Genomic DNA, 14,004 nt, shown 5'->3' with positions numbered 1-14,004 from the left:
TCAGCGTAGTAGAGCCCACTCAACCACTGCGTCTTACTCGACAATCCAAAAACAATTGAGAGGCTAGGACTTTTGTCCCAACCTCTCTCTGTGCATTATTTCGATTTAATGTAGTTAACACCATCTGCTTTTGGCGCAACTGCTTGTCCAAAGAAGGCTGCCAAGACAACCATGGTCAAAACGTAAGGCGCAATTTGCAAGTAGATGGATGGGATCCCTTTAAGCAAAGGCAATTGATTCCCGATAACAGCCAAACTTTGAGAAGCTCCAAAGAAGAGACTAGCAAGCATGGCCCCGATTGGGTTCCATTTCCCGAAAATCATAGCCGCAAGGGCGATAAATCCAGGACCTACAATAGTCGTCACCGCGAAGTTAACAGAAACTGACTGAGCGTAAATGGCTCCTCCGATTCCTGCAAGAGCACCTGAGATCATCACTCCTAAGTAGCGCATTCTATATACATTGATTCCCAATGTATCTGCTGCTTGTGGGTGTTCACCAACTGAACGAAGACGCAATCCAAATTTCGTCTTGAACATGATAAACCAAGCAAAGAATGAAAATAGAATCGCAACCCAGCCGATGATGCTGGCATTGTTGAAGAAAATATCCCCAATGACCGGAATTTTAGATAAGACTGGAATAGATGTTTTCCCAAAGGCAACTTTGATATTATCCGTTTGCCCCTTATTGTACATCGCTTTGACAAGAAAGACTGCCAATGGAGGTGCCATCAAGTTCAATACTGTACCTGAGACGATATGGTCAGCACGGAAATGAATGGTTGCCACCGCGTGGATCAAGGAGAAGAGTACTCCAATTCCTGCAGCAACGATCAAGGACAACCATGGTGTCAAACTTCCTAACTCAGGCTCAAAAGTCAAGTTAAAGATAATACCTGAGAAGGCTCCCATAACCATGATTCCTTCCAGACCAACGTTAACAACCCCAGCGTGTTCTGAGTATGCTCCTCCGATACTTGTGAAGATCAGCGGCGCCGCATACACAATCATAGAGGAAACAAGAATACTTAAAATCGTTACAATACTCATTAGTTTGCTCCTCCTTTTTTAGCTGAACGCATCGAGATCATCTTTTCGATAATGTAGTGGGCACATACGAAGAAGATAATGGATGCTGTCACAATTTGAACGACTTCTTCAGGGATTGCAGCTGGCTTCATACCAACTCCCCCAATTTGAAGTGCACCAAACAAGAAGGCAGCAAATGGAATACCAATTGGTGAATTCATCGCAAGAAGGGCAACGGCCATTCCGTTAAATCCAACACTCATTGAGCTTGTTTGAACATAGACATTTGAGTAAATACCTAGACCTTCTGCTACCCCACCAATACCAGCAAGAGCACCAGAAATGATCATAGAAAGGATAATGGTCCGTTTTGCAGACATCCCTGCGTATTCTGCCGCATTCGCATTGAGACCAACGGCACGGATTTCAAAACCAAGTGTTGTTTTCTTCATCAAGAACCAGATGACCACCACTGCGATGATGGCAAAGAAGATCCCGATGTTCATTTGTGATTTGTCCGTCAAATTACGCAACCACTCCGTCTGGTAGACAGCGTTGGCTCCCACATCAATGGTTGAGTCCTTGTTTTTCATCAAGGAAGCTGGGAAGCTATGTATCAAGGCATTCCCACCATAGAGAACAATGTAGTTCATCATAATGGTGATGATGACCTCACTGGTTCCGAGATAGGCACGAAGGAAACCAGGAATCGCTCCAATAAATCCACCTGCAATAGCCGCAATCAAAACGGTCATCGGAATCATCAGTAAGCGAGGCATATTTGGGAAGGAGAGGGCAAACCAAGTCGCCATGATCCATCCTGCAAAAGCCTGACCAGGAAGTCCAACGTTAAAGAAGCCGGCCCGGCTAGCTACTGAAAATCCAAGAGCAACCAAAATCAGTGGCCCCATGGCACGGGAAATATTTCCCCAACTCTTAATCGAACCAAAGGCTTTCTTAAACAGCAATTCATATCCCCAAAGGGCATCATAGCTGAAGGCCCACATAATAATGGCACCTAAGACCAATCCTAAAAGGACAGACACCAATGGAACGGCAATTTGTTTTAAATTCTTATTCATTTGATGCTCCCTCCTTTACTTGTCCTCCTGCCATGAGGATTCCAAGTTCTTGCTTATTCGTTGTTTCAGGGGTTACGATCCCTTGGATCTTCCCATCATGAATAACCGCAATACGGTCAGAAACATTCAAAATTTCATCTAATTCAAAACTGACAACCAGAACGGCTTTTCCATTATCCCGTTCTTGGATCAAGCGTTTGTGGATATATTCGATCGCTCCAACGTCCAATCCACGAGTCGGCTGGCTAACGATCAAGAGATCTGGATCGCGATCGATTTCCCGAGCGATAATGGCTTTTTGCTGGTTCCCTCCAGAGAGAGCCTTAGCAGGTACCACTTCACTGGCTGCACGAACGTCAAACTCTTCCATCAACTTCTTGGCATAAGAGGTAATATTTGGATAATTCAAAATACCATTCTTGCTAAGAGGTTCTTTATAGTAGGTTTGAAGAGCCATGTTTTCAGAGATCATCATATCAAGGACCAAACCATCCCGGTGACGGTCTTCAGGGACGTGCCCTACCTTCATTTCTGTGATTTGACGTGGACGTAGTCCTACAACATCCTTGCCTTTAATCTTAATTGAACCCGATTTTACCTTCCGTAGACCTGTAATGGCTTGGATCAACTCAGACTGACCATTTCCATCAATCCCTGCGATCCCAACGACTTCACCAGCACGAAGTTCCAGTGACAAATTCTTAACAGCTGGGACACCACGGTTTTCGTTTACAACCAAGTTTTCGATCGACAAGACCACTTCTTTCGGTTGAGAAGGACCTTTTTCAGTCTTAAAGGAAACAGAACGGCCGACCATCATTTCGGCCAAGTCTTGGTTAGTAGCTCCACCAATCTCGACTGTCTCAATCGATTTACCACGACGGATAACTGTGACGCGGTCAGAAACAGCACGGATTTCATCCAACTTGTGCGTAATCAAGATAATGGATTTTCCTTCATTCGCCAAGTTCTTCATGATTGTCATCAATTCTTCGATTTCAGCTGGTGTCAACACCGCAGTTGGTTCATCGAAGATTAGGATGTCGGCTCCACGATAAAGCGTCTTTAAGATTTCCACACGTTGCTGCGCACCAACGGAAATATCCTCAACTTTAGCATTTGGATCTACTGCCAAGCCATATTTTTTAGACAAGTCAAGGATATCTTGACTGGCTTTCTTAAGGTCCAAAACACCGTGTTTAGTGGTTTCAGAACCAAGGATGATATTTTCAGCAACAGTGAAAGCTTCAACCAACATAAAGTGTTGGTGCACCATTCCAATTCCTAAAGAAGCTGCTTTTGAAGGTGAGTCTAGGTTAACAGTTTTTCCATTTACCACGATGTCTCCGCTAGTTGGTTCCAACAAACCAGCCAGCATATTCATCAGGGTAGATTTCCCTGCACCATTTTCTCCAAGAAGTGCATGGATTTCACCTTTGCGCAACTGAAGATTAATCTTGTCATTTGCTACAAAGTCACCAAATTTTTTGGTAATCTCACGCATTTCGATGACATATTCATGTGTCATGGGGGTGTTTCCTTTCAAATCTATTTTTATTTCAATAAAATCTACTAGGGTTGCTAATAGATTTTACTGAGACAAAAATGTCTCAATTTATTAAAAGGAACGGCCCTTGAAGGTCGGGCCGATCCAATCAAATATTATTTTTCAGGAACTTTAAGAGACCCGTCAAGGATTTTAGCTTTAACATCTTCGACTGCTTTTTTAGCATCTGCAGAAAGGTTGTCAGTTGTCAAATCAACTCCACCATCTTTCAAGCTATAAGTAATCACTTTACCGCCAGGGAATTTACCGTCAGCAGTTTTCTTAGCCAAGTCTTTTACAGATTCTCCGACTTTCTTCAAGCTTGAAGCCAATACAAAGTTAGATTTTTTACCATCTTTAGAAGTGTATTCACCTTCAGCTTTTTGGTCACGGTCAACACCAAGAACCCAAACTTTTTCGTCTTCATTTTTCTTCTCGTTCAAGTCTTTAGCTTCAGAGAAGACACCTGCACCAGTACCACCAGCTACTTGGTAGATAACGTCTGCACCTGCAGCGTATTGTGCAGCAGCAATTGTTTTACCTTTAGCAGAGTCACCGAACGAACCAGCGTAGTCTACTTGAACTTTGATAGATGGGTCAACAGATTTAACACCAGCTTCAAATCCAGCGCGGAAACGAGTGATAACTTCACTTTCCATACCACCTACAAAACCAACTTGTTTAGTTTTTGTAGTTTTTGCAGCAGCGATACCAGCAAGGTAACCAGCTTCGTTATCGGCATAAACAGCAGATGCTACGTTCTTTTGTCCTTCAATACGGTCATCGATGATGACATAGTTCACATCTTGGTTGTCTTTTGCAGCTTTTTTAACAGAGTCGCTCAAGGCAAAACCAACACCAAAGATCAATTTGTAGTCGTTAGAAACAGCTTCATCAAGGTTTGTCGCATATTGAGATTCATCTGTTGATTGGAAGTAGTCAAATCCGTTCCCTTTAGAAAGACCGTTTTCTTTACCCCAAGCTTGCAAACCTTCCCAAGCAGATTGGTTGAATGATTTGTCATCCACACCACCAGTATCGGTAATGATAGCAGCTTTCAAATCTGTTTTAGATTCTGAGTTAGCGCTATCTTTTTTAGACGCACGATTTCCACATGCTGCAAGTCCGATAGCAGCGACAGTTACTAGACCAAGGCCTAGCCATTGTTTCTTGTTCATTACTGAACCTCCTAAATTATTGTGCAACATTGTTGCGAAGTATTGAAAGGGTCAAAAGACCGCCTCACAGACCCATTAAGTCAAGTCTGTAAAGGAATATGGAAGTAATTCCTTGACCGTCATCACGACCGTCGATTTATCTTTAGATACTAAGGTTACAGGAAGGTCTGGCTCAAAAAATTCAGCCATGACCTGGCGACAAGCACCACATGGAGAGATGGGCTTTTCTGTTTGCCCGTAGATAATGAGCTCTTGAAACTCACGAGCTCCTTCAGAAACAGCTTTAAAAATGGCTGTCCGTTCTCCACAGTTGGTTAAACCAAAACTGGCATTTTCTATATTGACCCCTGTATAGATTTCTCCATCCTTCGTTAGCAGTACAGCTCCAATTGGGAAATGAGAGTAAGGCACATAGGCTTGTTTACTCACTTCAACTGCTAAGTTGATCAACTCAGTAGTCGCCATGAGCCACCTTTCCTTCCATGATGGCTACACCAGAAGAAGTCCCAATACGGGTCGCACCAGCTTCGATAAAAGCAAGAGCATCTTCATAAGAGCGAGCACCACCAGAAGCCTTAACACCCATGTCGGGTCCAACAGTTTGACGCATTAAGGCCACATCTTCTACCGTTGCTCCTCCAGTTGAGAAGCCAGTTGAAGTCTTCACAAAGTCTGCGCCAGCTAACTTAGCAATTTGACAAGCAACGATCTTTTCATCATCGTTTAAGAGACAAGTCTCAATGATGACTTTGACCAGCTTATCACCGCTCGCTTCGACTACCGCTTGGATATCTTCCTCAACTAGTGCTAAATTCTTAGACTTAAGAGCCCCGATATTAATGACCATGTCAATCTCATCGGCACCATTTTGAATCGCATTTTTTGTTTCACACGCTTTGACAAATGGTGTATTTGCTCCTAAAGGAAAACCAATGACGGTACAAACTTTAACGTCTGAATCGCGCAAGCCCTCAGCCGCAAAATTCACCCATGTCGGGTTCACACAGACACTCGCAAAATCATAAGCCTTGGCTTCTTCGATCAGCTTTTCGATCTGTTCTTGTTGCGCATCTGGTTTTAAAAGAGTGTGATCGATATATTTATTTAACTTCATACAATCTCCTGAGCTGCTTAAGATATTATTTCAATAATTTCTTTAACGCTTTCAGCCCTTTCTAGTATTTTAACATTTTTTTTGAATTCTGTAACTCTTTCTTGTGAATTTTTTTCATTCATGAAAATGCGAGCAATGCGTTCCCCTTTTTTGACGTGCTCTCCCACTTTTTTGTCAAACACAATCCCTGTTTCATAATCGAGGGGATCCGATTTGACAGCACGACCAGCACCCAGGCGCATAGCAAACAAACCAAACTCCATGGCAGGTAAAGCAGCAATGACGCCATCTTGGTCCGCTGTTACTTCAAGGACCTGATCCACTTTAACGGGACGATGCAAATCTTCTAAGTCTCCACCTTGAGCCACCACCATTTCTTCAAACTTCGCTAAAGCTTGACCATTGGTCAAGTGTTCAAGGATGGCTTCAATCGATTGATCTACATTGGCCAATTTCAACATGATTTGCGCTAATTCACAAATAAACTCAGTGACTTCAGCGCGCCCCTGTCCTTTCAGAATATCCAGGGCTTCCAAAATCTCTAAACGATTGCCAATACTGGTTCCCAATGGTTGGCTCATATCTGTAATGACAGCGATGGTTTTCCGACCCACTGCATTTCCAAGATCCACCATGGTACGTGCTAAGCGACGAGCATCCTCAATATTCTTCATGAAGGCACCCTCGCCTACCGTCACGTCCAAAAGAATAGCATCCGCTCCAGCAGCGATTTTCTTACTCATAACGGAGCTAGCAATCAAAGGAATGGTATCCACTGTCGCTGTCACATCACGCAGAGCATACAAAAGTTTGTCTGCTTTTACAAGTTGGTCGGATTGACCAATGACCGATAAGCCGATCTCCTGCACCTGCTGGATAAATTCCTCTTGGGTCCGTTCAATCTGGAAACCTTTAATGGATTCCAACTTATCGATGGTTCCACCCGTGTGGCCTAAGCCACGACCGCTCATTTTGGCAACCGGCACTCCGAAACTTGCAACCAAAGGCACCAAGACCAAGGTCACCTTGTCTCCGACACCACCAGTCGAATGTTTGTCCACCTTGATCCCTGGAATAGCTGACAGATCAAACTGTTGCCCCGTTTGGACCATCTTCATGGTCATATGAGAGATTTCTTCTGTCGTCATCCCCTTAAAATAAACAGCCATAGCAAAAGCTGACATTTGGTAATCCGGAACTGTTCCAGCCACATATCCCTCAATCAGCCATTCAATTTCTTCCTTGTTTAAGGCAAGACCATCTCTTTTTTTCTGAATGATATCTACTGCTCTCATGATTCTTTCTCACTTCTTAAAATATAATAGCCTTTGTCTTTTTTTACTGTCTCACAATTGCCAAACGTCTCTTCCATCTTGGCCTTAGCGCTCGGAGCTCCTTGTTTTTTCTGAATGACAATGGTCAAGTCTCCACCTGGTTTCAAATGTTCAAAACTACCGGTGATCACTTGGTGGACCACTTTCTTACCAGCTCGGATCGGCGGATTACTGATTACATGGTCAAAGACCCCTTCGACTGCTTCATAGACATCCGAAGAAAAGATCTGAACTTCCACGCCGTTTCGGCTAGCATTTTTCTTAGCCAAGTCTAGTGCCCTCTCATTGACATCGACCATGGTCACGGCGACTCCCTGGGCTTTAGCTAGAGAGAGGCCAATTGGACCATAGCCACAGCCAACATCGAGGACACTTTCCCCTTCTTGAAAATCCAGGGTTGATAAGAGCACCTGGCTTCCATAGTCAATCATTTTTTTACTAAAGACGCCGGCGTCCGTATAAAAATTCATCTTTTGTCCCAATAAAACAACAGCCAGATCATGAATATCATGGGCTGCATCTGGGTTTACATCGAAATACATTTTACTCATAAGGTTATTTTATCATAATTCACTCCTTTTTTAAATCGTTTACATGACCTCTAAAAATTGGTATACTAAAGACTACAATAGGAGTGACATATGGACAAAGAATTTCTACATTTTGAAAAAATTAATCGGGAAACCTGGCAAAATTTGCACCGCAAAACCACCCCACCACTCTCTCAAACAGAGCTCAATTCTATTAAAAGTTTTAACGACCGCATCAACCTCCAAGATGTACGTGACGTCTACCTGCCTTTGACAAACCTTATAGGCATCTACAAGCGTTCCAAAGAAGATTTGGCCTTCTCAAAAGGTATTTTTCTTCAAAAAACGAGTGAGCGCCAACCCTTTGTCATTGGTGTTTCAGGAAGCGTAGCGGTTGGAAAATCTACCACTAGCCGTTTACTTCAAATCCTGCTGTCACGAACCTTCGAAGGCTCGACTGTAGAGTTGGTAACAACGGATGGTTTTCTCTATCCAAATGCTATCTTAAAAGAACAAGAGATCCTCAATCGAAAAGGATTTCCGGAAAGCTATGATATGGAATTGCTCCTTGATTTTCTTAATCAAATCAAAAACAACAAGAGCGTAGAAATCCCCGTCTATTCCCACGAAATATACGATATTGTCCCAGATGAGAAGCAAACGATTTTACCGGCTGATTTTGTCATTGTCGAAGGGATCAATGTCTTTCAAAATCCGCAAAATGACAGTCTCTATATGACCGATTTCTTTGATTTTTCGATCTATGTGGATGCTGCAGTTGATGATATCGAATCTTGGTATCTCGATCGCTTCCAAAAACTTCTTGCATTAGCTCAGAATGATCCCAATAACTACTACTATCGATTTACAGAGCAACCCCTAGAAGAAGTTTTAAGCATGGCCCATCAGGTCTGGGAATCCATTAATTTAGTCAACTTGCAACATTACATCCAACCAACCAGAAACCGAGCTGATCTGATTCTCCATAAGGCAACCAACCATGAAATCGACGAAATTTATCTCAAACGCTAGAGAAAATGGCCTGTTAACGGTACTTTTTTAAGGAAAAGCTATTTTAGGCTTGTCAAATCTTAACTTTTCATATATAATGAGATAGTTAGATTATCAATGGAGGTGAATAACTTGGCAAACATTAAATCAGCTATCAAACGCGCTGAATTGAACGTTAAACAAAACGAAAAAAACTCAGCTCAAAAATCAGCTATGCGTACTGCAATCAAAGCTTTTGAAGCAAACCCATCTGAAGAACTTTACCGCGCTGCTAGCTCAGCTATCGATAAAGCAGAAACTAAAGGTTTGATCCACAAGAACAAAGCTAGCCGTGATAAAGCACGTCTTGCAGCGAAACTTGGTTAATCAAGAACAGCATAAAAATCAAGCTCTCCGGAGCTTTTTTTGTGCCTAATTTTTTGAGAGGTGCTTATGAAAATCGTTATTATCGGCTATTCTGGCTCAGGTAAATCCACCTTGGCTGAAAACTTAGCTCGCTACTACTCCATTCCCAAGCTCCACATGGATACCCTTCAATTTCAACCGGGCTGGATAGACAGTGACCGGGATACGATGGAAGGTGAGATGAGACAGTTTCTCAGCGATCATAAAGACTGGGTCATTGATGGCAATTACTCTTGGTGCTGCTATGAGGAGAGAATGGAGCAAGCCGACCAGATCATCTTACTCAACTTCTCTCGTTGGAACTGCCTCTATAGAGGGTGGAAACGATACCGCCGTTATAAAGGCCGAGTCCGTGAGAGTATGGCAGCAGGCTGCCCTGAACGCTTTGACTGGGAATTCATCCGTTGGATTCTTTGGGACGGACGAACAAAAACTGCCAGAGAAAGGTATCAAAACATCCACTCCACCTACCCCGAAAAATTTATCTCTCTCAAGAACCAAAAAGAGCTGGATGAGTTTCTAAAAAACATACAATAAAAAGGTTGGAGATTTTAACCCAAACCTAAGATTGTAGACAAAGTCATATTAAAAACTTTCCTTAGGTGAGTACGGACGTCAGCGAACTTCTACGAAGTTCCATGACTAATTATTGAGCCTAAGGTCTCAATAATTCCGAGTGCCTGAAACTGTATTGTTTCAGGCACTTTTCTCACAGCGGAAAGTTTCAATATTTTCTTGATCCAATCTAAAAATTGGAACTCAATTTTATTTCTTAGCAGGATCGCTTAATTTATTTTACTTTAAAGTAGTTTGTCTACATTTTAAGGTTGGGATATCAACCCCAACCTTTTCTTATTTATCAACGTAATCGCCACCGGTGAAGCCATAGTATTCTTCCAGACTCAAACCTGAGTCAGCGATATCTTGTGCTTCTTTTCCGATATAGCGGAGATGCCAGCTTTCAGGCATGTAGCCTGTCACTTTTTCTTTACCTTCTTGGTAACGAACCACAAATCCATATTTAGCTGCGTTCTTGAGCAACCACTTACTTGGTCCAGGTTCTGTCACCAGATTCCCACTGGTATCGATCAAATCAAAGGTCAAACCTGTCTGGTGTTCACTATAACCTGGTCTAGCAGAATAACGATCTGCGGCCTCCTGACCATCTTGATTGACATAGTTTTGGTAGAGGCCAACTTGGGTGTCGTAGCTACGAAAACCACTATATTGGTCACTGATCGGATAACCTTCTGCCTGCATGGCTGCGATCAATTCATGAAGGGCTGAAACAGCTTCAGGATCTTCCCCTGGGTTAAAGTCAGGCGACAAGGGATAATGTTTGTTGGCGATCATGACCTCACCATATTTCCCTTTGACACTATAGTAGGAACCATTATAGCTCACACCAGAATCCACTTTCACATCTGACTTACCAGCTTTTGACGACTCTTCTTTGCCAGTTTCTTTTGACGTATCCTTTGCAGAAGACGTTTCTTTGGAAGACTTGGTTTGCGTTTGTTTGCTTTCTTCTTTTGCAGAAGATTTAGAACTAGTGGATTGAGATTGGGAGCAAGCTGTCAGGGTTAACAAGGCAACTGTCACTAAAGTTAATTTGGAAAATCTTGCTTTCATGGGGAATCTCCTATGATTCTTTTGTTACGACAATATCCGTAATCACATAACTTGCACCTACTTTTTTCAAGGTGTAGGTCTTGTACTTGCGGTTTTGTGAATCTGGATGGCTATCTGTATAATGCACGGTAAAGTCTTCATAAGTCTTGATCGTCACCACACCATTTTCTTCCGTGACACTTTGAATGTCCAAAGCTCCTGGAGTATAGTAGTCAATTTTAGCCTTTCGAACACCATCACCAGTTGTGAACTCAACCATGTCCTTGTAAGCTTGACTTTGTGTGTCATAGTATTTAGAGTAGGTGTTATTTCGGTTTGAAACGGAGCTAAAGACAGCGTCGCGGTACTCTTTCAAGAATTCTTCCGCCAAGGTCCGATTTTGTTCTTCTTTGGCAGCTTGCGCTTTCTTAGCATCTTGTGCACTCTTGATGCGTTTTAGGGTATCTTTGGCTAGTTTAAGTTCGATCGGATCGTTCTCACCCTCTTCAATCGTCACCTTAGCCTTCTCAGTTGTATAGGTTTCCCCATTCATGTTGAAGACAGCATGTACTTCAATTTCTTGATAAGGGATGCTATCTACTTCAAAGGTCGTGCTGGTTCCGACTTCTTTGCCGTTAACCACAACCTTCACATCCGTTGGGTTTTCAACTTCATCTGGGAACTCAACTTCTAAATTGCGTTTTTCAGAATTCAACTGCAATTCTAAGTTATTCTTGGTTGCTTTTTTAGGATTGAGATGGATCTTAGAAGTAACATTTCCGACCTCTGTTTTAGCAGTCAATTCCATTTCTTTTGTATTGTAATGGAAAGAACCAAGGTCTGTCACTGCATCTTTCTTCAAGGTCACCGTTTTATTGGCAGCCACTTTGAGTTTGGCTTGGTCCAAATTGGTCTTGACCTTGACTTGTACTGGATAGCTGGCTACACGGTATTCTTGGAAGATCCCAAATTTCTTGTCCGCTTTTTCCAAACCAAAAATTTTGTTTCCAGATTTATCCGTATAGCTGCCCTCTCCACCATTATCAATGATCTTGTTCAACTCTGTGCCGATATCGACCCCTTGATCTTCCATGCTGGTAATAAAGCTTTCGGCTTCATCCTTCGTCCATTTATCGTTATCGGTTGAAAGCAGGTCTGCTGCCTCGCGATAATCCTTGGTGTCCACTGCCTTAATGAATTTATCTGCAGTCACTTCGACACGTGTTGTAGACTGGAAGTAAAAGAAGGCTGCCACCAAAGCGATCACAAGGACTGCAATAGCAGAAATAATTCCAATTTTCTTCTTGGAAATTTTCTTTCCACCCTTCGTTTTAGGGGCCTTTTGTTTTTTCTGAGCTGGACCTGCTTCTGTGACATTTGGACCAGCAAAGATCTGCGTTTGCTCAGCAGCAAGTGGAGCCGTATACTCTTGAGTTGGCTGTTGAGGTACATATTCCTGTGTTACTTCTGTTGCATCTAGGGTCGCAAATTCTGCTTCAGGTACAGGTCCTACAAAAAACTCAAAGTTTTGACTTTTAGCCGCGGTAAATTCTTCTGCACTTGGCTTGCGCCCATAGGTTTCTTCAAAATGTTGCAACCAAGCCTGACGAGCTGCTAGAAGTGGATCAACATTCTTCACTTCTTCAACTGGTTCAAACACTGGTTCCTCAACAGTAGCGACTTCCTCTGCCGGGGCATTCCCTGCGATAGACTGAATTTGTTTCAAATCAAATCCACAAGCTTTCCCAGCCATAAACTCTTCTGGTGACGGTTTGCGACCAATCACTTTTTCAAATAATTCAACCCATTTCTTTTGCATGGATCTCTTCTCCCTCATTATAAAATAGGGAAAGTGGGTTCCCCCACCTTCCGTTTTGTGATATTGTTAGAATCCAAAGTTAGAGAAATTTGGAGCACTTGGAATAAATCCTACGGCTACTTGTTCTAAAATACGAGCATTCACATAAATGACAAAGATGGCAATGAGAAGCAAGACAACAGATGATGCTACTAGAAGCAAGAATTTATCTGCTTTAAAGCTTGTCTTGTTCAATCCTTGATGAACGACGTAGCATGTTCCAACAAAGAACAAGAAGAAAATAAGGAAGTTTACAAAGCCATAAAATTCATAAACTTTTACAAGACCTACTAGGAAAGCAAGAAGGGCAAGTGGCAAAGTGTAAACAGACAAACGTCCAAACTCTTCAAATGAACGACCGTAACTGTATTCCTTATCTTGAAGAACCACACGACGAACAAAGAATCCAGCTACTTGGAAGGCGTAAACGCTAAAGAATAGGGAAATCAATGTCAACATAAAGGCACGGAAATCCATTCCATAACCGCCTGTAAATCCACTAGCTGTGAAGAAAGTTGATAGGGTCAAGACAAAGGCAGTTAAGACATACTGTAAAATTCCGTTAAGAGCTTTTGGATTTTCTACAGCTGTTGGACGTTTCAAAGCTGAAAGGAACCAATTCCAGTAACCCCCAACGGCTACACCAAATTGACTTGGTTGGGCAGGATAAGCTTGTCCTGGTTGACCTTGGTAAGGAGCTTGTTGATAAGCTGCTTGAGTAGGTTGTTGGTAGGTTTGTTGTGGAGCTTGTTGGAAAGCAGGTCCATTCGCTGGAGCAGCTTGAGGGGCAGGCTCTTGAACTGGAGCTGCGACTGGTTCTTCAACAGGGGCAGTTGGCGCTGCGACAAAGTCTGGAGCTTGAGGAGCTGCTACTGGTTCTTCAACAGGGGCAGTTGGTGCTGCGACAAACTCTGGGGCTTGTGGCGCTGCGACTGGTTCTTCAACAGGGGCAGTTGGCGCTGCAACAAACTCTGGGGCTTGTGGAGCTGCTACTGGTTCTTCAACAGGGGCAGTTGGTGCTGCGACAAATTCTGGAGCTTGTGGGGTTTCTGGAACCACTACTTCTTCTTGAAATTCTCCTGCAGCCAGTGCTTGAGCAATTTCTTCTGCACTAGCAGAACGACCATTTACGGCTTCGAAATAATCCAGCCAATCTTGTTTTGACATAATGAATCTCCTTAACTATTGTTTATACTAGGGTATTATACAAAATTTCTGAACCATTTTCAATGAAAGACTGGAAAATCCCTGCAAGATCTTTTGAAAAACATACAAATTCTCTTTATTTTTAAAAACTAATAAAA

General features: G+C 42.7%; 14 protein-coding genes. 3 read left to right on the top strand and 11 right to left on the bottom strand.

Annotated elements, in window-relative coordinates:
* Positions 1 to 95 precede the first annotated feature (95 nt).
* The 8 genes from LIZ08_RS04290 to LIZ08_RS04255 all read right to left on the bottom strand — a co-directional run bounded on the left by LIZ08_RS04290 (position 96) and on the right by LIZ08_RS04255 (position 7,836).
* A complete protein-coding gene (locus LIZ08_RS04290; RefSeq protein ID WP_021153355.1) occupies positions 96 to 1,052 on the bottom strand; it encodes an ABC transporter permease in 957 nt (318 codons plus the stop codon).
* Positions 1,052 to 2,113: an ABC transporter permease gene (locus LIZ08_RS04285; protein ID WP_003007621.1), complete on the bottom strand. Its 1,062-nt coding sequence runs from the start codon at positions 2,111 to 2,113 to the stop codon at positions 1,052 to 1,054. Before LIZ08_RS04285 ends, LIZ08_RS04290 begins: the two co-directional genes overlap by 1 nt.
* On the bottom strand, positions 2,106 to 3,641 hold the full coding sequence (locus LIZ08_RS04280; RefSeq protein WP_045759536.1) for an ABC transporter ATP-binding protein: 1,536 nt from the start codon (positions 3,639 to 3,641) through the stop codon (positions 2,106 to 2,108). The genes LIZ08_RS04285 and LIZ08_RS04280 overlap by 8 nt, the downstream gene beginning before the upstream one ends.
* Positions 3,642 to 3,775: 134 nt before the next feature.
* Positions 3,776 to 4,837 (bottom strand): BMP family lipoprotein, encoded by a 1,062-nt coding sequence (locus LIZ08_RS04275; protein WP_227038339.1) that lies wholly within the window; start codon positions 4,835 to 4,837, stop codon positions 3,776 to 3,778.
* 75 nt (positions 4,838 to 4,912) lie between these two features.
* Positions 4,913 to 5,302, bottom strand: a complete 390-nt coding sequence (locus tag LIZ08_RS04270) for a cytidine deaminase (protein ID WP_227038338.1) — start codon at positions 5,300 to 5,302, stop codon at positions 4,913 to 4,915.
* Complete coding sequence (gene deoC / locus LIZ08_RS04265) at positions 5,289 to 5,951, bottom strand: deoxyribose-phosphate aldolase (protein ID WP_227038337.1); 663 nt, start codon at positions 5,949 to 5,951, stop codon at positions 5,289 to 5,291. The genes LIZ08_RS04270 and deoC overlap by 14 nt, the downstream gene beginning before the upstream one ends.
* 17 nt (positions 5,952 to 5,968) lie before the next feature.
* Complete coding sequence (locus LIZ08_RS04260; protein WP_061590810.1) at positions 5,969 to 7,246, bottom strand: pyrimidine-nucleoside phosphorylase; 1,278 nt, start codon at positions 7,244 to 7,246, stop codon at positions 5,969 to 5,971.
* Complete coding sequence (locus LIZ08_RS04255; RefSeq protein ID WP_049506550.1) at positions 7,243 to 7,836, bottom strand: class I SAM-dependent methyltransferase; 594 nt, start codon at positions 7,834 to 7,836, stop codon at positions 7,243 to 7,245. Before LIZ08_RS04255 ends, LIZ08_RS04260 begins: the two co-directional genes overlap by 4 nt.
* A 90-nt stretch (positions 7,837 to 7,926) precedes the next feature.
* On the opposite strand from LIZ08_RS04255, the gene coaA reads away from it, so the two are divergent.
* The 3 genes from coaA (at position 7,927) to LIZ08_RS04240 (ending at position 9,768) form a co-directional block, all read left to right on the top strand.
* Entirely contained in the window at positions 7,927 to 8,847 is a 921-nt protein-coding gene (gene coaA, locus LIZ08_RS04250; protein ID WP_070449057.1) for a type I pantothenate kinase, read from the top strand.
* A 96-nt stretch (positions 8,848 to 8,943) separates the two neighbouring features.
* Positions 8,944 to 9,192, top strand: coding sequence for a 30S ribosomal protein S20 (gene rpsT / locus LIZ08_RS04245; RefSeq protein ID WP_003007640.1), 249 nt, complete (start codon positions 8,944 to 8,946; stop codon positions 9,190 to 9,192).
* 66 nt (positions 9,193 to 9,258) lie between these two features.
* Positions 9,259 to 9,768 (top strand): DNA topology modulation protein, encoded by a 510-nt coding sequence (locus tag LIZ08_RS04240; protein WP_227038336.1) that lies wholly within the window; start codon positions 9,259 to 9,261, stop codon positions 9,766 to 9,768.
* Between the two features lie 315 nt (positions 9,769 to 10,083).
* On the opposite strand, the gene ldcB is transcribed toward LIZ08_RS04240, so the two are convergent.
* The 3 genes from ldcB to LIZ08_RS04225 form a co-directional block, all read right to left on the bottom strand.
* On the bottom strand, positions 10,084 to 10,863 hold the full coding sequence (gene ldcB, locus LIZ08_RS04235; protein WP_003007645.1) for an LD-carboxypeptidase LdcB/DacB: 780 nt from the start codon (positions 10,861 to 10,863) through the stop codon (positions 10,084 to 10,086).
* Positions 10,864 to 10,873: 10 nt separating this feature from the next.
* Positions 10,874 to 12,661 (bottom strand): TcaA second domain-containing protein, encoded by a 1,788-nt coding sequence (locus LIZ08_RS04230; RefSeq protein ID WP_200893073.1) that lies wholly within the window; start codon positions 12,659 to 12,661, stop codon positions 10,874 to 10,876.
* 66 nt (positions 12,662 to 12,727) lie between these two features.
* Positions 12,728 to 13,867 carry a DUF6574 domain-containing protein gene (locus LIZ08_RS04225; RefSeq protein WP_227038335.1) on the bottom strand — a complete coding sequence of 380 codons (1,140 nt, stop codon included), beginning with the start codon at positions 13,865 to 13,867 and terminating at the stop codon, positions 12,728 to 12,730.
* Between the last annotated feature and the right edge of the window lie 137 nt (positions 13,868 to 14,004).

This window comes from Streptococcus sp. 210928-DFI.4.42, assembly GCF_020554365.1.
GTDB classification, from domain to species: Bacteria; Bacillota; Bacilli; order Lactobacillales; family Streptococcaceae; genus Streptococcus; species Streptococcus parasanguinis_S.
This window is presented reverse-complemented; position numbering and strand designations above follow the sequence as displayed.